The 20420-nt window shown below is 32.6% G+C and carries 25 protein-coding genes and 2 pseudogenes; 16 read left to right on the top strand and 11 right to left on the bottom strand.

Translation table 11 applies throughout. The features are described 5' to 3' along the window. The 3 genes from D2K62_RS07700 to D2K62_RS07690 form a co-directional block, all read right to left on the bottom strand. Positions 1 to 986 (bottom strand): transposase (locus tag D2K62_RS07700; protein ID WP_157967864.1); only part of this gene is annotated, 986 nt, incomplete at its 3' end. Positions 987 to 1154: 168 nt separating this feature from the next. Next, entirely contained in the window at positions 1155 to 1358 is a 204-nt protein-coding gene (locus D2K62_RS07695) for a DUF4305 domain-containing protein (protein WP_112179745.1), read from the bottom strand. Positions 1359 to 1361: 3 nt separating this feature from the next. Continuing rightward, complete coding sequence (locus D2K62_RS07690) at positions 1362 to 2081, bottom strand: CPBP family intramembrane glutamic endopeptidase (RefSeq protein ID WP_112179746.1); 720 nt, start codon at positions 2079 to 2081, stop codon at positions 1362 to 1364. 269 nt (positions 2082 to 2350) lie between these two features. Here D2K62_RS07690 and groES point away from each other — a divergent pair, with 269 nt between their 5' ends. Next, complete coding sequence (gene groES / locus D2K62_RS07685; protein ID WP_112179747.1) at positions 2351 to 2635, top strand: co-chaperone GroES; 285 nt, start codon at positions 2351 to 2353, stop codon at positions 2633 to 2635. 51 nt (positions 2636 to 2686) lie between these two features. Continuing rightward, positions 2687 to 4318, top strand: a complete 1632-nt coding sequence (gene groL / locus D2K62_RS07680) for a chaperonin GroEL (RefSeq protein ID WP_112179748.1) — start codon at positions 2687 to 2689, stop codon at positions 4316 to 4318. 118 nt (positions 4319 to 4436) lie between these two features. Here groL and D2K62_RS07675 read toward each other — a convergent pair whose 3' ends face one another. Next, complete coding sequence (locus D2K62_RS07675; RefSeq protein WP_117161199.1) at positions 4437 to 5654, bottom strand: site-specific integrase; 1218 nt, start codon at positions 5652 to 5654, stop codon at positions 4437 to 4439. Positions 5655 to 6103: 449 nt separating this feature from the next. Between D2K62_RS07675 and D2K62_RS07670 the strand changes: the two genes are divergently transcribed. The 6 genes from D2K62_RS07670 to D2K62_RS07650 all read left to right on the top strand — a co-directional run bounded on the left by D2K62_RS07670 (position 6104) and on the right by D2K62_RS07650 (position 10372). Continuing rightward, positions 6104 to 6298 (top strand): hypothetical protein, encoded by a 195-nt coding sequence (locus D2K62_RS07670; RefSeq protein ID WP_117161198.1) that lies wholly within the window; start codon positions 6104 to 6106, stop codon positions 6296 to 6298. Between the two features lie 402 nt (positions 6299 to 6700). Next, positions 6701 to 6826, top strand: a complete 126-nt coding sequence (locus D2K62_RS19280) for a hypothetical protein (RefSeq protein WP_255421359.1) — start codon at positions 6701 to 6703, stop codon at positions 6824 to 6826. 322 nt (positions 6827 to 7148) lie between these two features. Then, positions 7149 to 7532, top strand: coding sequence for a DNA cytosine methyltransferase (locus D2K62_RS07665; RefSeq protein ID WP_117161197.1), 384 nt, complete (start codon positions 7149 to 7151; stop codon positions 7530 to 7532). Next, a complete protein-coding gene (locus D2K62_RS07660; RefSeq protein WP_117161196.1) occupies positions 7519 to 8427 on the top strand; it encodes a DUF4238 domain-containing protein in 909 nt (302 codons plus the stop codon). Before D2K62_RS07665 ends, D2K62_RS07660 begins: the two co-directional genes overlap by 14 nt. Positions 8428 to 8467: 40 nt before the next feature. Continuing rightward, a complete protein-coding gene (locus D2K62_RS18730; RefSeq protein WP_157967863.1) occupies positions 8468 to 8611 on the top strand; it encodes a hypothetical protein in 144 nt (47 codons plus the stop codon). Positions 8612 to 9436: 825 nt separating this feature from the next. Further along, on the top strand, positions 9437 to 10372 hold the full coding sequence (locus tag D2K62_RS07650) for a hypothetical protein (RefSeq protein ID WP_117161194.1): 936 nt from the start codon (positions 9437 to 9439) through the stop codon (positions 10370 to 10372). A gap of 123 nt (positions 10373 to 10495) precedes the next feature. Here the strand turns inward: D2K62_RS07650 and D2K62_RS07645 are convergent, their stop codons facing one another. The 3 genes from D2K62_RS07645 to D2K62_RS07635 form a co-directional block, all read right to left on the bottom strand. After that, the gene (locus tag D2K62_RS07645; RefSeq protein WP_157967862.1) at positions 10496 to 10819 is read right to left on the bottom strand and encodes a phage integrase SAM-like domain-containing protein; all 324 of its coding nucleotides are present in this window, start codon (positions 10817 to 10819) and stop codon (positions 10496 to 10498) included. A gap of 187 nt (positions 10820 to 11006) precedes the next feature. Continuing rightward, positions 11007 to 12080 (bottom strand): HigA family addiction module antitoxin, encoded by a 1074-nt coding sequence (locus D2K62_RS07640; protein WP_117161193.1) that lies wholly within the window; start codon positions 12078 to 12080, stop codon positions 11007 to 11009. Positions 12081 to 12095: 15 nt separating this feature from the next. Continuing rightward, positions 12096 to 12410: a type II toxin-antitoxin system RelE/ParE family toxin gene (locus D2K62_RS07635; protein ID WP_117161192.1), complete on the bottom strand. Its 315-nt coding sequence runs from the start codon at positions 12408 to 12410 to the stop codon at positions 12096 to 12098. A 120-nt stretch (positions 12411 to 12530) separates the two neighbouring features. Here D2K62_RS07635 and D2K62_RS07630 point away from each other — a divergent pair, with 120 nt between their 5' ends. Continuing rightward, on the top strand, positions 12531 to 13340 hold the full coding sequence (locus tag D2K62_RS07630) for a sce7726 family protein (RefSeq protein WP_117161191.1): 810 nt from the start codon (positions 12531 to 12533) through the stop codon (positions 13338 to 13340). Positions 13341 to 13351: 11 nt separating this feature from the next. On the opposite strand, the gene D2K62_RS07625 is transcribed toward D2K62_RS07630, so the two are convergent. Together D2K62_RS07625 and D2K62_RS07620 are read right to left on the bottom strand one after the other, a co-directional pair. Beyond that, positions 13352 to 14449 (bottom strand): beta family protein, encoded by a 1098-nt coding sequence (locus D2K62_RS07625; RefSeq protein WP_117161190.1) that lies wholly within the window; start codon positions 14447 to 14449, stop codon positions 13352 to 13354. A gap of 63 nt (positions 14450 to 14512) precedes the next feature. Continuing rightward, positions 14513 to 15451, bottom strand: a complete 939-nt coding sequence (locus tag D2K62_RS07620) for a hypothetical protein (protein ID WP_117161189.1) — start codon at positions 15449 to 15451, stop codon at positions 14513 to 14515. A 264-nt stretch (positions 15452 to 15715) separates the two neighbouring features. On the opposite strand from D2K62_RS07620, the gene D2K62_RS07615 reads away from it, so the two are divergent. From D2K62_RS07615 to D2K62_RS18725, 7 genes and pseudogenes are all read left to right on the top strand, one after another. Then, positions 15716 to 15892, top strand: coding sequence for a hypothetical protein (locus D2K62_RS07615; RefSeq protein ID WP_232827981.1), 177 nt, complete (start codon positions 15716 to 15718; stop codon positions 15890 to 15892). A gap of 50 nt (positions 15893 to 15942) precedes the next feature. Next, entirely contained in the window at positions 15943 to 16125 is a 183-nt protein-coding gene (locus tag D2K62_RS07610) for a helix-turn-helix domain-containing protein (protein WP_232827980.1), read from the top strand. 78 nt (positions 16126 to 16203) lie between these two features. Then, positions 16204 to 16302, top strand: a pseudogene (locus D2K62_RS19445) (SLATT domain-containing protein); the annotation flags it as partial. Between the two features lie 36 nt (positions 16303 to 16338). Then, positions 16339 to 16599 (top strand): hypothetical protein, encoded by a 261-nt coding sequence (locus D2K62_RS07605; protein ID WP_157967861.1) that lies wholly within the window; start codon positions 16339 to 16341, stop codon positions 16597 to 16599. Positions 16600 to 16859: 260 nt separating this feature from the next. Further along, a complete protein-coding gene (locus D2K62_RS07600; RefSeq protein WP_369974636.1) occupies positions 16860 to 17258 on the top strand; it encodes a terminase small subunit in 399 nt (132 codons plus the stop codon). 39 nt (positions 17259 to 17297) lie between these two features. Further along, positions 17298 to 18129, top strand: a pseudogene (locus tag D2K62_RS07595) (PBSX family phage terminase large subunit); the annotation flags it as partial. Positions 18130 to 18154: 25 nt separating this feature from the next. Then, positions 18155 to 18310, top strand: a complete 156-nt coding sequence (locus D2K62_RS18725) for a hypothetical protein (protein WP_157967860.1) — start codon at positions 18155 to 18157, stop codon at positions 18308 to 18310. Between the two features lie 689 nt (positions 18311 to 18999). Here the strand turns inward: D2K62_RS18725 and D2K62_RS07590 are convergent. Both D2K62_RS07590 and D2K62_RS07585 read right to left on the bottom strand, forming a co-directional pair. Beyond that, entirely contained in the window at positions 19000 to 19350 is a 351-nt protein-coding gene (locus tag D2K62_RS07590) for a helix-turn-helix domain-containing protein (RefSeq protein WP_232827979.1), read from the bottom strand. Between the two features lie 84 nt (positions 19351 to 19434). Further along, positions 19435 to 20286, bottom strand: coding sequence for a hypothetical protein (locus D2K62_RS07585; RefSeq protein ID WP_117161187.1), 852 nt, complete (start codon positions 20284 to 20286; stop codon positions 19435 to 19437). Positions 20287 to 20420: the final 134 nt, after the last annotated feature.

The raw sequence follows: 20420 nt of genomic DNA, 5'->3' as shown, positions 1-20420 counted from the left end.
TCAAAGAAGCTTTCCTCGATTTTATCTAGAAAAGGAGTGAATGTGCGTACATCAGTTGGATTGGGAAATACGTCATATGCGAGTGTATATTGTCCTTCGGTCGCAATTTGTACATTGTAACCTGCTTTTAATTGGCCATTCTTCATATAATCGTCTTTCATGCGCATAAAGGTGGCATCATGGTCTGTCTTTGAATAACTATTGCGCGCTTCAAATATAAGCCTATCCTTTTCGTATTTTTGTTTGCGTGCTACGTAATCTTTAAACTGTTTGCGGTATTTTTTTGGTGTTTTCCTTGCAGAGCGAAGCTGCTTCCGTTTGCTGACATCTTTACTTTCTTCGATCTGTTTGTCGTATCCTTCAACGGTCTTCTCTAGTTTCTCAACTACTTTTTCGAGTTCTTTAGTGGATAGTTCTTCCGTACTTTCGCGTTCTATTTCTGGAATAATTTCGTTTGCCAATAATTCATCGTACAGTTGATTTGATTTCTCCACCAAATTCGCACTGTATTTTTCAATCGCTTTTCGCCAAACAAACGTAAATTTATTGGCATTTGCTTCTATTTTGGTGCCATCAATAAAGATCGCTTCTTCATCAATCAGTTCTTCTTTCACCAGCTGGCATCGAAATTGCACAAAACATTGGCGTAACAGGTCTTGTACTTCTTGATTGACTCGAAAACGGTTAATTGTACGATAGCTTGGCTCATAACCTTGCGCTAACCACATCATACGTATACTATCTTTCAGTAATGCTTCAATTTTTCTTCCAGAGAAAACAGATTGCGTATAAGCACATAAAATAACCTTCATCATCATTCGTGGATGATAAGCAGGACAACCTGTTTCATGTAAGAAAACAGAAAAAGCTTTATCTGGTATTTGTTCAACTAAGTCATGGATTGTATAGGCAATATCATTTTTTTGCAATTTCATTTCTAAATCTAACGGCAAAATTACTTGATTCATGTTATAATCTTTAAACATAAGGATACCTCCGATAGTTATTGTTTCGTCACTTTAATTTTATCAGAAGGTATCCTTTTTTACTTACTTAAATTGTTTCAATTTTATAAAAAAGTTGCACCCTCCAACCATAAATTTGGAAAGGTGCAACTTTTTATTGTTTATCTGGGTTTTGTCCCAGCCTCTTTATTATTTTGAATTCTTCGCTTTCTTTATATGAATGTGTATTCTAATTAGGCGAATTGCTACTGCAAAATCTAAAGTAGCAAATATAGCAAATAATAGAATTAATAAACTCCAACCGGTCTCTTGGATTGATGTTATCCCTATATATGTGAATGCAATCCCAATACCAATGTAAAAGGTTGCTGCAACCAATGGCGAGGTTCGCATATGTTAGCCTCCAATCACTATCATTTGTAATTTTTCATATTGCTCGAGCATTTTCTCAAGCTCTTCTGGTGAAATACTTAATTGTGCAATGACGACCATTGTATTCATCGATGCATGTGCAATGATTGGTACAATAATCCGTTTTGATTGAACATAAATAAACGCAAACACAAATCCAATTGTTAGATAGGTTAAAATGTGTGGGAAATCATTATGCACCACTGCAAAAATTAAACCAGAAGCTAAGGCGCCAATAAAGAAGTTCGTTCTTTTATATATGCTTCCGAAAATGATTTTTCGAAAAACAATTTCTTCTAAAATTGGACCAATTACAGCAACTACAATGATAAAGATTGGTGCTGCTCTTGCAATTTCGATTATATTTTGGGTATTCTCTGAATCTGGACTAACTCCAAGAAATGTTGTTTGAAGATAGTTGATAACCCCTTGGCCAATGAATGCTAAGATTAAGCCTATAAGAGACCAAATGATTACCATACCATTACTGGCTGCTTCTGGGTCTTTTCTCAAATTTTTCTCAGGTTTTAACAACAGTAATATAATGAGTAATGCTGCCAAAAAGCTGAATACGGTCCACGCGATACCTATTGTTCCAAAATAGTCTTCGTTCACATCAGCAATTTCTAGGACCAATAGAAGTGGATAAGAAGAAAGTTGCATCAATATATATGTTCCTAAGATGTATATGTAGTTTCTAGTCAAAGCTAAACGTCTCCTTTAATAATATATAATTGTCCAATATACGTATTTTAACATAACTTTAGAATAGAATTGTACTAGTTCGATTTTTCTAATTGAATGATGAAATCCAATGTAAGTTACTATGTTTAAAAAAAACATAAAAAAAACAAGTGCAATACTTGCAAAATGGTAAACAATTCATTATTATATTAATTGTGTTAGCACTCTTCATTGGTGAGTGCTAAGAATAAATAAAACCATTTTGAAATATATGAAGGAGGGTTTTTATAATGTTAAAGCCATTAGGAGACCGTGTCATTATTGAACTCGTAGAAGAAGTACAGAAAACAGCAAGTGGAATTGTTTTACCAGATTCTGCACAAGAAAAGCCGCAAGAAGGAAAAGTTGTTGCAGTCGGGTCTGGTCGTGTAGCAGATAATGGAGAAAGATTTCCTTTGGAAGTCGCAGAAGGAAATACAATTATTTTCTCTAAATTTGCAGGCACAGAAGTGAAGTATGAAGGTAATGAATACTTAATTCTTCGTGAAAGTGACATTCTAGCTATTATTGGCTAAGCGAAGACAATTAATTTTAAAGATACTTAAGAATCAAGGAGGGCTTTTAAGATGGCTAAAGAATTGAAATTTAGTGAAGATGCTCGTCGCGCAATGCTACGAGGTGTAGATACATTAGCAAATGCAGTGAAAGTAACATTAGGACCAAAAGGACGTAATGTCGTATTAGGTAAAAAATATGGTTCACCGCTTATTACTAATGATGGTGTAACAATTGCTAAAGAAATTGAATTAGAAGATGCGTTTGAAAATATGGGTGCACAGCTTGTAGCTGAAGTTGCATCTCAAACAAACGATGTTGCTGGTGATGGTACGACAACTGCAACAGTACTTGCACAAGCAATGATTCAAGAAGGTTTGAAAAACGTTGCTTCTGGTGCAAATCCAGTAGGCGTACGTCGTGGTATTGAAAAAGCAGTGAAAGTTGCAACTGAAGAATTACGCAGTATTTCTAAACCGATTGAAGGAAGAGATTCAATTGCACAAGTTGCAGCAATCTCCTCTGGTGACGATGAAGTAGGACAATTAATCGCAGAAGCTATGGAACGCGTTGGTAACGACGGTGTTATTACAATTGAAGAATCAAAAGGTTTCAATACAGAATTAGAAGTAGTAGAAGGTATGCAATTTGATCGTGGTTATGCTTCTCCATATATGGTTACTGACCAAGATAAAATGGAAGCAGAACTTGAAGATCCGTACATTCTAATTACAGATAAAAAAATCAATAATATCCAAGAAGTACTTCCTGTTCTAGAACAAGTTGTACAACAAGGTAAACCACTTCTATTAATAGCTGAAGATGTAGAAGGCGAAGCACTTGCAACACTTGTTGTAAACAAACTTCGTGGTACATTTAATGCCGTAGCAGTTAAAGCACCTGGTTTTGGTGATCGTCGTAAAGCTATGCTTGAAGACATTGCAGCATTAACTGGTGCAGAAGTAATTACAGAAGACCTTGGTCTTGAGTTGAAGAACACAACAATCGAACAATTAGGTCGCGCAACTAAAGTAGTTGTAACAAAAGAAAATACTACAATAGTTGAAGGCTCTGGAAATCCAGAACAAATCTCTTCACGTGTTGCACAAATTCGTGCACAAGCAGAAGAAACTACTTCTGAATTTGATAAAGAGAAACTACAAGAACGTTTAGCAAAACTTTCTGGTGGGGTTGCAGTAATTAAAGTTGGTGCAGCAACTGAAACAGAATTAAAAGAACGTAAACTACGCATTGAAGATGCATTGAACTCTACGCGCGCAGCTGTAGAAGAAGGCATCGTAGCTGGTGGTGGTACAGCGTTAATTAATGTCTACAAAAACGTTCAAGCACTTGATTTAGTTGGAGACGAACAAACTGGTGCAAATATTGTACTTCGTTCTTTAGAAGAACCAGTTCGTCAAATCGCACACAATGCTGGTTTAGAAGGCTCTATTATTGTAGAACGTCTTAAAACAGAAAAAGTAGGCATGGGTTATAACGCGGCTACTGGCGAATGGGTAAACATGATCGACGCTGGTATCGTAGACCCAACTAAAGTTACACGCTCAGCACTACAAAACGCAGCATCCGTTGCAGCAATGTTCCTAACTACTGAAGCAGTAGTAGCAGACATTCCTGAAGAAAACACAGGTGGCGGAATGCCAGACATGGGCGGTATGGGCGGTATGGGCGGCATGATGTAAAGCACCCCTTAAACCCTTGATATGACTGGGTTTTTAAGTGAGATGAGAGTGAAATGCTAACATTTTGCTAACATAGTGTAATAAAAAGTAATAGCACCTGTCTCAATGACAGGTGCTATTACTTTTGTAAACTCCTCATCAATAGGCCAAATTTCTGCGAAGCATCTTTTTTCAATTCTTTTGTGACATGTAAGTATATATTTTTGGTGGTATGATCATCCGAGTGCCCCAAGCGGTCCATGATCTGTTCTAAGCTAACTTTTGCTTCTGCAAGTAAAGAAGTGTGTGTATGACGTAAAGAGTGCGGAGTTAGCTTTTCATTTAAGCCAGCACGCTTCAATATTCTTTTCATGCGTAATAGTACTTTTTTTACATAGATTGGGTAGCCAGGATGATAGTCACTAGAAGCAAAAATGAACCCTTCCTCATGATAAGTGTCGCGATATCTCATTTTAATGTTATTTTGCACTGTTTTATGTTTTTTAAGTTCATTGATGACATCTTGATCAACTATAATTTTACGATAAGACTTTTTAGTTTTTGGTGAAACGAGTTGATATTTTTTTATATTACTTACTGGGTTATAGTATGTTTTGGTGATACTAATGGATTGATTGGTAAAATCAATGTCATTCCATTTTAATGAAACGAGTTCACCAACTCGAACACCTGTATACGACAGGATAAGGAACATAAGATAATCCATGTCTAAACCGTTATGTTTTGCAGTGTCTAAGAATAAAGCTAATTCTTCTTTCTCTAAGTACTTTGGTACCTCTTGTTCTAATTCAAAATCAGTGACAGTTTTCTTATCTTTTTTCAGATATATAAATTCAGTAGGATCTTTTTTAATCGATTCTAACTCAAGGGCTTTTCGAAAGATCATTCGCCCTGTTCGATGGATGCCATCTAAAGTGTTGTCGGCATAACCTCTATCTTTTAAATCGTCTAATGCACTTTGATACATTTTTCTGTTGATGTTTTTTAATTTTATTTGAGAAAAATATGGCATCAATTTACCGATTTCATGCTGTCTCACACGTATAGTACCTGGTTTAACATTGTTTGCCTTAACGTATATATTGAGCCATTCTTTAGTGAAGTTTTTAAAAGTTTCAACTGATTCTTCAATATAGGTACCTTTATTTAATTCGTGGACAAGGGTATTAGCAGCTAACTCAGCTTCTTGTTTTGTATTAAACCCACCTTTTGATTTTTGTTTTCTTTTTCCGGTCTTGGGGTCAGTGCCAACGTCCAAAACAATTGTCCAAGTTGCACCACATGTACATCTTTTTTTCTTGCATATACATCCTCTTCTGTAAATATGCCCTTTCATTATTTAGCAGCATCCTTTTTAAATATTGTATTTTATCACTAATTATTTCCTCTAAAAAGTAATTAATACAAAATTATCAATTTTTATCTATCTACAGATATTTTAAAGGATCAATTATACATGCAACTACGTTGATTGATGCAATCATTATTGATAGGGGTAGCTTATATACCTAATGGAAAAAAATTAAATTAGACTACCTTTTTGAATGGTGGAACGCTTATAATTAAGGTAAACAGTGTTTTCTTTTAAGAAAGTAAAAGATTTTTGAAAACATAATACTTCATTATTTGAACTTAAAATGATTGAAATATTATATTAATCCTCCTTATAACTATCATTATAGGGTGCGTATTGCCAGAGGATATGTTTCGATCATGAAACATGTAATGGTTTAAATAGTGATCATGGAAGGTTGTAATTACTTAAAAAAAGAGGTGTAAACTTGCATGAATAAAAAATTTTCAAAAAAACAACTCAAAGATCGTGAAATAATTATGGAACGATTATGCAAAGCTGGTATAAAAGTAGAAACCGGAGAAAAAAAACCTGTGAATGGACGTTATTCAGGTATTATTGGAGAACGTAAGGGAGAACGAATTATTAATATAGATATGAACCATAATTCACGTTCAAACAAATAAATTACTAAATTCCAATTTTAGTAGCATGGGGCCTTAATTTATGAAAAAGGAGAATCGTTACTTTTGCTAATTCGTATCTTATTATTGACCTTCAATATTAGAAGCATTAGTTTGTATTCTGGACTCTGTAAAGAATAATTTAGGTTTTATATTCGTTTACCATTGTTCGATTTTTATTGAATATCATTGAGGTCAATGAGGTTTGCCACGATTTCAATATTTTTAACCACTAAATAACTTTTAAAATTAATGAGAAAAATACAAATTAGATGAATTCTTTTCCTGCGTAGTAGACGTATACTGCGCAACAATGATTGGAATAATTCCTGGAAAATCAGAACCACAATCTGTTATTTTCTTGTATTTTTTTATACTTCTGATATTGTGCAAGATATACGTTCAATGATTGTGTTAGTTTTAGAGAAAAATAGTACTCGGTTCTTTTATGAGTCTGTAGAAGCTAAGAAAATAGAAACAATAGAGATAGAAATGATGGGAAATAAGTTAAATGAACTTGTTTATGGTTGAAAAGATATAAGTGGAATCATCTAATTTCCTTATTCAAGTAAAGGGGAAAATCCTTCAAGATCGGCTGCTTGAAAAAAGGCAGCTGTTATTTCGTTAATAGAAAAGTTCGGTGGACTAAATGGTATATTCTGTTAGTTTTTTGTGAGGATGTGAACCAATTGGGTTTAAGAGTTATAGGAAAGTTAATTTTAATAAAAATTAATTGGTTTCCCTCCAAAAATCTGAAGGAGTGTAAAAGTTTATACCCCTGAAAATTCTGACAGGTGATTTTTTTCTCGTTATAATAAAATAAACTCAAAAATTAGATAAGGAGAAATAAAAAATGGCTCAAAAAGATTATGGAAAATTGGAGCAAAAAGTTATTTCTATATTTTCAAAAGTTAAAAAAATTACTTTTATTCTCGGTGACAAACCTCAAGCTAGAGGGGGAGAACCAATGGAAGAAGCGGGGCATATTAAATGGGTATTTCATGGTAAAAATTTCTGCCTTTCAATCAAAGAAATAAAGAGAATACAAACATTCCCAGATTGGTTTGAATTTAGCTATGGTTCTCCTTTAGGAAAATCAGGTAGAGAGACTTCTCACAATGCACAAATTGGAAATACTGTACCAGTCTTATTAGCTCATGCTATTATTCAGCCTATTGCAGATATCTTTAAAGATATATTATGGAAGAAATATTTGGTGTGTAATGACCGAAAGTAGGCAGTTTGTGAAAAGAGAACACTATATTACACAATTTTCTATAAGACCTTTTGAAATTACTAAAGGACTGTGCCTCACAGTAAATTTAAAAGCAACTCCTTTGGAGATTCTACATAAGAGAACCGAAGATATTATGCAAGATATTGATTTATATGAGGTAATGGATAATACAGGAAGTTACGTAAATAGAAATGAAATGGAGCTAGCTTATAGAGGATTTGAAAACTATACTGCACCTAAGTTTCGTAGACTTGTTTCACTTCTAGAGTCAGAAGATGCAGATAGTGAGTTCAATACAATGATTAAAACAAATGAGTGGGCAGATAAAGAGGCAACTCTACTTTTCCATTTGATTCTTACATTGATTCGCAGTCCTCAAGTAAAGAACTTGGTTTTTGATGATGAGAAAATTCCTGAATTCCTGAAACCAATATTCTACCGACTTTTAACCACTAGTCAAGTGATGGCTGTAAAACTTGCTAAGGAACACCTTAGAGGAAATGAGTTGGAGGTTGCTTTACATTTTTTGAAAACCAGCTCAGAAAGTGGGCTTAAAACATTAGCCGAACATCTTATGAATAATTTTCAATTAAGAATTTATAAAACTAAAGGAGTGAAAAAACTATTTCTTTCTGACAGACCTATTCTAATACAAGAATTTAAAGATACTGACTATTTACTTCCAATTTCACCTAATGTATGTGTCGGTACAACTAAATTACAAACTAAAGGAAAAAAGATTTTTATATGCAACCAAATTGTATACTTGTCAGATGACGAGGTTAAAAATATTAATCAGAAAATCGTCAAAAAAGCAGAGGGAATGTTGATTATTCAAAAAGATTCAGATATAGAATCTGTGAAAGAATGGCAAGAAAATAAATGTTCTAAATAATAGTATAATACTGATAACGATTTCTTAATTGGAGGTTTATATGTCTGACGAACAGCAAAATATAAAAAATAATGAAAAAGTAAAAAATCTTAGGAGATTGGCCATTTCAAAACAATTAAATCTTTTATTTGGTTCTGGAACTTCTTATCCAGCTATTCCTTTAATGGAAACGATTGAGGTGTAAGATACGGAAGAAAGAAATATGGTGTTAGCCCAGAAAGTAAAAACAATAAGCAGTAAACTACTGGAAGATGTTTCAGAAATTGAGCAGTCAATATCTAGTACCTTAGAGAACTATGTGGATTTTATCTCAAAAATAATAGGTATTCTCAATCTTTCAAATTCCAGAAAAACACCTCGTACAACTAATCTTTTTACAACAAACTACGATTTATTTATTGAGAAGGTAGGTTATTGAGGTAAAAGATGACGCCATTAAAGATTACAAAATGATGAATAATATTTCCCTTGTCCACGCAAATCAAGAATAAGTTACTGTCCATTTGACTCTTACTGCGTAATAAACAACCCTTTTTATGAAGCAATGTGCTTTAATTAATGAAGTTTTATTTATATCTGATTAGTAAAAAACGGACACAATTATTTAGGTTCTTATAGTCTCTAATCTGGATATGTATGTTAAGATTTAATTCATACAAATTAATATTCATAAATTAGCTGAGGAATTAATTTCATTTGGAATAGATCCAACAATTGAAGAATTACTGACACAGTAGATTGTGCAATAAGTGTGTTTGTATTATACAGAGTTCTTGTTTAATAATGATTTATTCTGTGATAAAGCAAAGGTCGATTGTCGCCCTCCACTTTGCATTTGTAATTATCTTGTTTTCTTACAACTAGATAAATACGGCATATTGGTATTATAAAATTGAGTATGGAGAAGGTGGTAAGTAAAATAATATCCTAGAAGATTATCAAATTTATATTGATAAGGCAATAATTTTTTCGAACTTCCAAATTACAGGGAATAAGACAGGGGAGCATAATGAAGAATAATATAGGATCATCGATTGGATCAAACTTTGGTATTTCCATGGTCGAGTCATATGGAATGTTTTTTCGTCATTATAATTTTAAAAATTTGTTAGTACTTGAAAATGAGTACAATATTATACCTAAAATGCACATTTATATGGTTGTTAAAGTCCCTAAAATAGTTTTTGTTCATGATTCAATAAAAATAGATGAAGAATATATAGATTTGAAAATTAGAGTAATGGATGATAGACCTATTAATGAAATCAATTATAGATTAACAAATAATTTAAAGAAACAAGATTTGGAAGTAGTATTGAGCCCGAATAAAGATGATATAGAGATTAAAGATTCCTTAGGTAATTATGTACTTAAGGCTAACTCGTTTATGTTCTTAATTAATAATGGATATATAATGGATTGTGAAGTAGTTTATATTGGTCGTTCTTTTGGTAAAGAAGGTGAGAGAACTGTCTATGGTAGATTAAAGTCTCATTCAACCTTACAAAAAATTTATGCGGAGAAAGAAGATGATAAAAGTATCTTTTTGTCATCTTGGAATTTTGATAGGAACACTATAGGATTTATCTCTCCTATAGAGTCTGATAATCAAAAAAGTATTGATATTTTCATGAAACAATTGGCAGTACATGAGCTACCGGAATTAATTCGTAAGAAACAGGAAATAAATTTCACAGAAGCTGCCTTAATAAGGTATTATCAACCTAAATATAATAATAAAATGAAATATAGATTCCCATCAAAGACGCATATTGAGTATTCAGATTTATTTAAAGAGAATGTAGATTATGTTTCTGTTGAAATTGATACTAAAAGACTAAATGTACGATTATATTCAGGCGTTGTTCCTGTTAATTTTGAACATAATCCATTTTATGATTTAAAAGATAAGAGAAGTAAATTAGATTTCTTTAGAATAGTTTAATCTAAGTTATCTGTTTGTCAATGCTTGCCTATAGAGAATAAGAAAATAGTCAAATTATATTTTAGTATAAACTTATGTAATTAAAGGTTAGTTTCGGGATAATTAATTAAATAGGTGCCTATATTAATAAAGAATAGCTAACAATAGACTGTCATATGCTGCACAGTACAAGCATACTATGCAATAAAAGAATGATCTTAGATACTTCGGTAGTTCTTCTTGCTCAAATTGTTCAATAGTTTTTTTATCTTTTTTTAAGTAAGCAAATTCAGTAGGATCCTTATTGATCATATCTAGTTCAATTGCTTTTTTAAAAATCATTCTTCCTGTTCGGTGAACTCCATCTAGTGTATTATCAGCATAACCTTTTTCTTTAAGGTTGTTTAAGACCTTTTGGTATTGATTTCTGTTAATATCTTTTATTTTTAAACCAGCAAAGTAAGTCATTAACTTATCGATTTAGGAGTTTTTTACATAACTTTTCGAAATTAGCGATATAAAATCACTATCCTTCAGCCCTAATTATACGAACTTTAGTTCCTTTATTCAATGTGTATTTTATTAATAATGTAATCATAAAATGCATTATTCGATATACAACGAATAATGCATTTAAATAAACCAAATTGTTTATCTATTTATTTTTAAGGTAACTTAACTTGTCATAACCAATATATCCGTCATGTTGTAATCTCGCCACAACTATACCAGGAAGTATTTCTTGATAATTAGAAAAATCTTCAATACTTTTTTGATCAAACACGTTTAATTCAATAAACCTTTTATAGGCTGATTCGTTTATGAAAAAATCTCTTGCAAAGGAATTAGCCTCTTTTTCTTTTGCAGAAGTATTATTAGTATCTAATTCTAGTTCTTTCTCAAGTGTTACAATTGGTTCATTTGGTTCATAGTGTTTGATAAGGTGTCCTATCTCATGCATTAAAGCGAACCAAACATGATCATGTGTTTTAAACCTTCCGCTCAAAAAAATGGCGGGGTTTCTCTTATAAGTTGTTAAAGCACCTCTAACTTTACTGTTCACTACTGCATCACAAAAGACTAAATATATACCCAAGCGATTTAATAATTTTCTGGCACTCTGAAGGGAACTCTTATAGTCATTATTTAAAGCTATTTTTTTGAATTTGTCTAATGAGTTAATTAAATTTGAATCGTTGTATGGTTTATTTGACAAGTCTCGATTCTGAATTTCAACTTCTTCTCGGGCTAAGCCCAACCAAGTAGCGATAGACTCTTTCTCACCACCATCTTCCATAAAGTCAACATGCATATAAGAATAAACGGCATCAAATTGACTGAAGTTACCTATTCTTAAAAGCTTTAGCATTTCGTTGGCTTGCTTTTTAAGATCCCAATCTAAACCTGAAAAAACTTTTGAGAAATTGAATCTCTTATCAAGCTCTATTAAATCTTTTTCCTCAAAATTTATAGTATCTAATTCTTCTCTCTTAATGTATTCTCTGTATTTGCTTTCATAATTTAACCAATAAGAGGCCGGAATATTATGAAATATTTTTTCAAATTTAATAGCTATATCTTCAGTTAGTCTGCTCTTCCCATTCAATAGATTAGATAAATGTTTTTCACTAATTCCTAATCTCTTAGCACACTCTTTTTGACTCATTCCAAGGTCTTCTAGATATTCTTTTATAATTGAACCTGTGTGTACAATAAATTCCTTACTCATAGTTTTACCTCCTTTCTAATGGTAATTATCTATCGATAGAATCTCTATATTAATAATTGTCTTGTGGTCTGATTCATCCCATTCTCCAACAGGTCTTAATACAATACGGAAGTTCTTTGAAACGTCAATTCCCCAGCACTCTTTTTTATCTCCACTTAGTTTATGCCGGCGAGGAGGTGGATCGTGAGTTATTTCGTCCAAATTATTTGCAGCCCTCAATTCAGACATCCTGTTACTAACCCTTTTATGAAATGCGGTATATTCTTTTTTTATCAACCGTGGATTAGTCAATATATTTTCTAATTTGTTCGAGGTGTAAGTAATATTCATTTGTATCCCCCCTTATACATTAAGATAAAATTATCATAATTAACCTTATAGGTCAATTTTACAACTATGGACTAACTTCAATAATACATATATAATTGGTTTAGTATAGGAGTGCGTAGTATGCAAAATAAAAATGATTGTTTTGAATATGCAAAGTTATTATCAAGTCAATATTCTACTTTTCTCAGTAACGAAAGTATAGAACGAGAGGTTTTAAACACATTCGGTGGTCAATTGCCGTTTGATAAAGCAAAAAGTGAGTTGACACCTAGAGAATTCATAAATCAGTATCTTTTAAATCATTATCCTAATGAGACATCTATCAAATCAACTTTTATAAATAATGTTCTATTCAAGACAAGTAACCATGTATCAATATTTGAATTAAATGTAGGCAAAAGCAGGCTGGATTTATGCAAGATAAACGGTAATAGTACGGCTTTTGAGATAAAAACTGAATTGGATACTCCAACCCGAGTAAGGCAGCAAATGAAGGACTACTTCTTAGTTTTCGAAAAAGTGTATTTGATTTGTTCGGTGAATAATCTTGATACTATGATGCCTTATCTCCCAAAGGAATGCGGCATTTACACTTATCACATTACACAGACTGGTAGATATATTTTTAAGAAGAATCGTAGTGCAATTGCTTCGAATTGTATTTCCGCTTATGCTCAATTATCAGTTTTAACAAAAAAAGATTTGAACGTATTCTTTGAGTGTCCAAACCTTGAAACCAAAGATGCTATGATAGCCCTTATTATAACCGCTAGAACAACAAAAGACATAAATAAGATTTTTAAATTATCATTAAAAACAAAATACTATGATAAATGGAATTTTCTTGTTGAAAATAAAGAAGAGATTCTAGAAATTGACTATCAATGGTTTTTTAAAAATTTATTATCTCCTGAAATAGTGTACCTATAGTTTTAGGTACACTATTTTGTCGCTTGTTGTTGAATATATCTTGTTAATATTAAGCTGGTCCAAGTTTGCCAGTTGCCATAAGAACCTTTTAGTGATTTTTCCGTTATGTGTTTAAATGACAAGCAGTCCTTTTCGCTATCTAAAATAGAAGATTTTTTTAATAATTCGCTTACAACATATTCATATCCTCTTACACCTAGATTACCGTTGGAATTTACAATCGAATAGAACGCATTTTTTTCTTTTATATACATTAAAGCCAATGCTGATCCTTTGCCACCACCACCACCTATAGATGGTAAGTCATCTTTTAAACCTCCAAAATCACCAAATCCACATAGTTTATTTTCTAGATATGCTTCAGCAACTGAATTATCAATTTTTTTAGTAATAGTTAAATTTTCATAAACACCATTTGTATTTTCTCTTAATCTAGGAGAATTAAGTAAAACTTTACTTGCTTGGGTTGTTAATTCATTTAACTCCTCTATTTCAATAAATTTTGATTCTGCTTTCTGTTCGCGAATATCTAACATTAGATAATCTTCTTTGGTTGTGTGCTGATCTATGAATTCCGAGTAACTTTCTAATAAGTCAGCTGTAATTCTTATACCTATAGATGGGTTCATCTTTCTAAGATCAATAATCAAATTATATAAATCTGGTTCACTGATTTTAAAACCATCTTTTATAGATATCACTGGAATCAAATTTTTAAAGTTACTAATTTCTAACACGCGTGACCTGTAATAATTAAAATCCCTATTCAATCTAAAAGATAAGTCAATTTTTGTGACATCATAATTTTTGTATTCATTTTCCTTAAATCTAAAAAAATCAACAAATCCGTTTTTTTCTTTTAGCCTGTCACTAAGAGCCTTCAGAGTTATAATGTCGTCTTTTTTTCTAGGCAATCTAATTTTAGAACGCCTTTTTTTTCCGGTTGGAATTTGATATATATAATCTCCACTTTCATCAATTTGAAAATTATCTTCAAACTCATCTCGAATAAGCTCAAACAACGGAATTATTGAATCACTGAAATAAGTGTTCATGTTCTCTGTTACTTTAAGTTCTTGTCCTCGATTTTTCATAATTGGTATATACATTTTTATCCTCCTTATTTTTAAAAGGCCTTTAAAAATAGTGTTGATGTATTCAATGTTCTATTTTTAATCTTTTTTAAAAGGATCCCCAGCGATATTCTTCTCTATAGCCTTTTCATTTATTGAATGAATAGCCATCTCAACTATCTCTATTACCTTTTTGGCTTGATCTTTTGTTACTTCCTCTTGCTCTCCATGTAAAACTTTAGTTCTTAGTGCCATACCACGCCATAGCTCCATATAGAAAGGTTGTTCATGTATATCATAATCTAAATACCTTTTTATAGGACCGATCAGCTTACCATTTAAAGCAAAATCTTCAAGATAAGAATCAGTTACCCACCTTTTTTCAGCAGAATTATTTATCGCTTTAAGTATAATTTCGTTTACCCTTATTTCAAGAGCTGTAAATGCAGTTAGTATTGTCCCTCTTATTTTGACCTGATCATTTGTGTTATTTAAACGAGAGTTAATAGTCTTTTTGGCATCGTGTAAATAAGCGTCATATAGATTGACTGGTATAACCTCTCGCTCCTCTTCATCGAAGATATCTAATACGTTGTTTTCATCGTAAACATCTTCTGTATTCTTAAATACTTCATTTACTACAGATCTTCTATAAACATCTTGAAACTCTTTATACGCTTTAGTGTCTTCAATCTTTCTTATTTCGTCGATGTTATAACTGAAAAACATTGGATATTCTTCCAATAGCCGTTTCCCAGCAGGAATTATTTCTTCTCCTAATTGGTATAGTACTTTTTTAAATCCTTCGGGCGCTTTTTCTATATAGGCATACCAATTTAACTTTTCTGCATCTCCATTAGTAACTTCAGCCAAAGCGCGGTTTAACTCCTCTCCTGCTGGAGGGACTTTACCGTTTCTTAATCTACTCAAATGTTCTCTAGTAACGGAGATATTTTTGTCTTTTAGTGATTTAGATAACCTCTCTAGGGTAAAACCAGAATCTTTTATGTAAGCACTAAGTAAATCAGCATATCTCAAGTTATTCACTCCCTTATAAAAAAATTATCTCATATTGACATAAAAATATCAACACCTAAAAAGAGTGATAAAAATTAATCACAAATAATATTGACATTTAATAATTACGGTTATATTATAAAATCACATTAAACGAGATGTTAAATAATCACGAAGAGAAGAGGTGATTTTAAATGTCCTACTCGGAATTATTGATTAAAGCAATTATTGAAGCGGATCTATCTCTTTCTCAAATTTCTAGAAGGTTGGAGAAAGTTGGATTAAGTGCGGATAGAACTTATAAGTCGCTTGAAAAATGGAAAAATGTCACCAGCAAGCGATAAATTAAATGGCGCTCTGGCCAAAATCTTAGAAATTGATCTAATAAAATTTCAAACAGCTGCATACAGAGAGAAGATACCTGCTGATATCTTAAAAGAATTGAAAGAGCCAACAGCATAATTAGTCTTCCCGACTTGTTAAGAGATATAGAACTAGGAGGTAAAAGAGCGATGACACAAACAAAACAAATATATAGCACATGGGATTCATTACCAGACACATTAACTGCTAATCACATTTCTCAATATTTACGTATATCTCGTCGAAGAGTATATGATTTATTTCAAATGAGCGTGGAGGTTGGAGGTATTCCAAATTTTGATATTGGTGCCTCAAAGCGGGTTGAAAGATGATTTAGCAAAGTGGATAAGTGCCCGAAAACAAGATAAAGTTATTCTCAATCACCACGGACTGACGCTAAAAGCTATAGGGAAACTCAACAGTCATTAAAGACTGATGAGGAACAAACCTTTTCTGAAATAGATGTAATGCTCCCTAACTCTTTAAGGAGAGAGAGTTGCGGGAACTGATAGGGGTTGATCGTAATATTTATAAGCGAGGTAAGGGTGAAGCGTTTAGGTGCAAATAAAGGTAATTTCATCCTTTTTGTCGAACGTGACAATGGGGAGGTGGAAAAATTGAAAGAAAATTATTATGTTACTCTCAAGTTTGATGATGACACAACTGATTTAGTTACAATGTCTTCTAACTTAAAGCAGAATCTTGAAAGTCAGATCAAGAAAAGCGATTGGCTCGAATGCGAAGAAACACAAAGAAATTTTAATATGAATAAAGTGAGATGGTTTCAAATAGCGAAAGCAGATTAAGCACCCTTTGAGGTGCTTTTTCTTTTGAACAAAACAAAAGCTTTCCTCCCCTAAAGGAAGAAAGCTAACGCTCCGTATATTGCTGCAAGCAACACACGATTAGAGATTTTTATCTGAATCTCCACAGAATCACCCTTTCCAGTGATGAACACCATCACTTTGGTTTGGGTAAACCCACATCAAAGGATTTGTATTCCTCGCTAGATTAAGTGATATATAGATTATAGCATATTTAAAATTTAAGGAGGTGGTGATATGACATGAGTAAGAAACTAACGGGAACACAAAGACGTTTTGCTGATGAGTATATCATCACTGGTAATGCATCTAAAGCTGCAAGAGATGTAGGATATAGTGAAGCTTACGCAAAGACTCATGTATATAAATTGCTAGAAAATGCTAGAGTGGATTCCTATATAAAGGAGCGACTAGAAAAACTGCAATCAGAAAAGGTTGCTGATCAACAAGAAGTCATGGAGTATCTAACATCCGTATTGCGTGGCGAGGTGCAAGATGAAGTGTTACTCGTTGTTGGCGATGGTGACTTTGGATCGTCTGTAGAAAGAAATGATAAGCGTTCTGATACAAACGATAGAACAAAGGCATCCGAACTGTTAGGCAAGCGCGTTATGCTATGTGGACCGATAAACAACAAGTAACTAATATTACTCCTGTTTTCGTTGAGGATGTGCCGAAAGATGGCGACTAAAGAAAATCGGATATCGATCAGCAAAGGGTACAATCGTTTTTGGAATAATAAACAGTCTTATAGAGTTGTTAAAGGATCGCGTGGTAGCAAGAAATCAAAGAATACAGGTATTAACTTCGTTCATCCAATTATGAAGTATCCGTGGGCCAATTTATTAGTTGTTAGAAGATATTCGAATACAAATAAACAATCCACATATACAGATTTAAAATGGGCAACCACGCAATTAGGGGTTGCTCATTTATTTAAATTCAATGAATCAATGCCAGAGATAACGTATAGGCCTACAGGACAAAAGATATTGTTTAGAGGACTGGATGACCCACTAAAGATTACATCAATTACAGTAAACGTTGGTATTTTTTGTTGGCTTTGGGGCAGAAGAAGCCTATCAGATTGAAACAGAAGATAAATTCAGAACTGTAGTCGAATCTATTCGTGGTATGTATGGCGATCCGGACTTCTTTAAGCAAATTACAGTAACGTTTAATCCGTGGTCGGAAAGACATTGGCTTTAAAAAACATTCTTTGATGAAGATACGAAAGAGAAAGACACATTTTCTACTACGACTACATTTAGGTGCAATGAGTAGCTAGATAAAGTCGACAGAGATAGATATGAAGATTTATATAGGACTAATCCCAGAAGGGCGAGAATCGTTGCTGATGGTGAGTGGGGTGTTGCAGAAGGCCTTGTGTTTGATAACTTTGAAGTAAAAGTGTTTGATCCAATAGAGAAGATTAAAGAGATACAGAGAACTGCTCACGGTTTGGACTTTGGTTTCACGAATGATCCTTCAACAGAGGTTAGTTCTGTAATCACCAGGATTATAGGAGGCGATTGCATTGGTGGAGACAAAACAACGGTTTCCTGCAGAAGCTAATAAAGTTTATACCTATGCAGATGCAGAGACATTACTAAATAACACAGCCGATTTGGCAAAGTTCGTAGATCATCACAAGACAGTACAGGTTCCGCGTCTATCTGAATTGGACGATTAACTATTTAGGTAACAATAAAGTAATATTAGAAGTTTTGCTGCACAGTACAACCATACCACTCAATTTAACTAAGGGCGTAATTCTTAAACAAGGATTTTACAATTTTAAATTTGACACAATACTGAAAAAATGGAATGTAAATTTTGCGGTAATAAAATAAACGAATATGATCCTTATCCTACGGTTTGTGAAAGCTGCTTTGATGAAATAAATCTTGATGGTCCTTCTGGAGAATGGATAAATTACGAGTAATCTTATTTTTGAATGAGCAATATGAAAAACGACTTTATTTACTGTGTAGTACAAGGCTACTATTAATTATCATCAGCAATCGGGTATGATTACGGATGAACATAAGCCTAATTCTTCGATAAAAATAAAGAGTATTATACTTGTTAATTTTAAAATCACCTTGACATCGAATGGTGATTTCTGTTACCGGTACTAATAAAAATATGAACGAGATAATACATTCTTGTGGCCATAAACAATCTACACATAAGCTCATAAAATCACTACTTAGAAACCAATTTCCCACGACTACGGGATTATAAGTCTACAAAATTAAAGGGCTACTCAATCGTGAGAGACCTTTTTCATTAAAACACAGTTGAAATCTAAGTTTAACGATTTCAACTGTGTTTGATTTTTTAATAAAATATAGACGATATGTCACAATCTCTTGCACTCTATTTTTTACTAGTGATCCACTTTTTGAAATCTTGCTTATCTACTCTTTTGGAAGCACCAATTTGAAAGTTTGGGATACCGCCTTCTTCTTCATGAAGTTGAAATAATTCATAGACTCTCCTTCTAGAAATATGAAGATATTCAGAGATATGAAGTGCTGTTAGTGTATCAGGCAATAAATCCCAGTAATTAAAATCCTGTTTTATCTCATTAGTATTTGTTTTATCTTCGCTGCTACATACTACTAATTTGTCCATTTCCTTTAACCACTGTTCTATTAATTTAATACCTTTTTCTCTTTTTTCCATATTCTCTAAATTCTTTTGTTGATTTGAATGGTTATCTATCATAAAAAAACCTCCTTCTTAAAGAAGGTTAGGCAGATATAGTATTTAATATATGGTTGCTCTCTTGAGAGAACAACCATATGTTAATTAGATCTCAATAAACTCAATAGGATAGTGTTTTGCATTAACCAACTCTTCAGGAATAATCTGTATATTATAGTGATTCTGAACGACTGTTTTACAGTATCCCACTTTTAATTTACCAAAAGGTTTTAGAATTTCTCTCATTATATCAAGATTCATTAGCTGATTAATTCCAAAAATTTCAATGACAAACCCACCTTGCTCTAAAATACTTGCTAGTAAATAGATATGTTTTGAATCATGTATTAGGACAATAGGTCTAATATCATAAGCAAAGGTGAAGTTTGGTCTTGTGCTAGTGAAGCTATCTTTGTTTTTTACAACATATTCATTAAACTTTTGTAGATAGTTAGTGAAAGATACGGGTGTTAGATAAACATTATCAACTGCATAAAAATGATTTAAATTCCATTTATCGTCCATTAATGGTTTTTCATGTAGTAACCATTCAACTGGTATTCTACTGATAATAGCTAGTGAAGATTTTACATCCAACAGACGAGACCATTTAGTTCTAATTGGTCTTATCGTGTATTCTGGCAAGACTTCAGCGCGTGTATCATTTCCTTTTAGATAAGCTAAGGTATTATTGTCGACACCATACTTACCTCTAAGTTTTGTTTGAACTATTCCTAGTAGATCTTTTGCAAGTAAAATTCTAAATCGACCCTCAACGGACAATGAAAGCAAGAATTCCCTATAAATATGTGGGTGCTTTTTTAAAATAGAAGCTTCTGGTAGATCAATACTTAACCTATCTTTACTGTCCGTTCTTTTTTTGAAATATTCCTCTTCTGATATCGATTTATTAATAACATCTTGGATAATTTGATATTCAGACCTTGGTTTTTTCATTTCGCATCACCAAGGTAATCATATTAGTATCCGAGAAAAATCTATCGGTTGCTCTCAGGAGAGAGCAACCTTATTTTGGTTATTTTTTTTGGTTATGATAGAACAGATAATGAAATATGTGTTGTGAAAAAAGT

Source organism: Paraliobacillus sp. X-1268, from assembly GCF_003426095.1.
In the GTDB taxonomy this organism is placed as follows: domain Bacteria; phylum Bacillota; class Bacilli; order Bacillales; family Amphibacillaceae; genus Paraliobacillus_A; species Paraliobacillus_A zengyii.
The sequence above is the reverse complement of the archived record's forward strand: the minus strand, read 5'-3'. Positions and strand labels throughout refer to the sequence as shown.

Bases quoted from the DNA above. Each gene is read 5' to 3' on its own strand.
- D2K62_RS07635 (WP_117161192.1), bottom strand. From the start codon at position 12,410: ATGAATATTACTTACACCTCGAACAAATTAGAAAATATATTGACTAAT.
- D2K62_RS07645 (WP_157967862.1), bottom strand. From the start codon at position 10,819: ATGACTTACTTTGCTGGTTTAAAAATAAAAGATATTAACAGAAATCAA.
- D2K62_RS07585 (WP_117161187.1), bottom strand. From the start codon at position 20,286: ATGAAAAAACCAAGGTCTGAATATCAAATTATCCAAGATGTTATTAAT.
- D2K62_RS07600 (WP_369974636.1), top strand. From the start codon at position 16,860: ATGAGTAAGAAACTAACGGGAACACAAAGACGTTTTGCTGATGAGTAT.
- D2K62_RS07695 (WP_112179745.1), bottom strand. From the start codon at position 1,358: ATGCGAACCTCGCCATTGGTTGCAGCAACCTTTTACATTGGTATTGGG.
- D2K62_RS07640 (WP_117161193.1), bottom strand. From the start codon at position 12,080: ATGAGTAAGGAATTTATTGTACACACAGGTTCAATTATAAAAGAATAT.
- D2K62_RS07590 (WP_232827979.1), bottom strand. From the start codon at position 19,350: ATGATAGATAACCATTCAAATCAACAAAAGAATTTAGAGAATATGGAA.
- D2K62_RS07670 (WP_117161198.1), top strand. From the start codon at position 6,104: ATGAATAAAAAATTTTCAAAAAAACAACTCAAAGATCGTGAAATAATT.
- D2K62_RS07630 (WP_117161191.1), top strand. From the start codon at position 12,531: ATGCAAAATAAAAATGATTGTTTTGAATATGCAAAGTTATTATCAAGT.
- D2K62_RS07610 (WP_232827980.1), top strand. From the start codon at position 15,943: ATGACACAAACAAAACAAATATATAGCACATGGGATTCATTACCAGAC.
- groL (WP_112179748.1), top strand. From the start codon at position 2,687: ATGGCTAAAGAATTGAAATTTAGTGAAGATGCTCGTCGCGCAATGCTA.
- groES (WP_112179747.1), top strand. From the start codon at position 2,351: ATGTTAAAGCCATTAGGAGACCGTGTCATTATTGAACTCGTAGAAGAA.
- D2K62_RS07675 (WP_117161199.1), bottom strand. From the start codon at position 5,654: ATGAAAGGGCATATTTACAGAAGAGGATGTATATGCAAGAAAAAAAGA.
- D2K62_RS18730 (WP_157967863.1), top strand. From the start codon at position 8,468: ATGTCTGACGAACAGCAAAATATAAAAAATAATGAAAAAGTAAAAAAT.
- D2K62_RS07625 (WP_117161190.1), bottom strand. From the start codon at position 14,449: ATGTATATACCAATTATGAAAAATCGAGGACAAGAACTTAAAGTAACA.
- D2K62_RS07650 (WP_117161194.1), top strand. From the start codon at position 9,437: ATGAAGAATAATATAGGATCATCGATTGGATCAAACTTTGGTATTTCC.
- D2K62_RS07660 (WP_117161196.1), top strand. From the start codon at position 7,519: ATGACCGAAAGTAGGCAGTTTGTGAAAAGAGAACACTATATTACACAA.
- D2K62_RS19280 (WP_255421359.1), top strand. From the start codon at position 6,701: ATGATTGTGTTAGTTTTAGAGAAAAATAGTACTCGGTTCTTTTATGAG.
- D2K62_RS07665 (WP_117161197.1), top strand. From the start codon at position 7,149: ATGGCTCAAAAAGATTATGGAAAATTGGAGCAAAAAGTTATTTCTATA.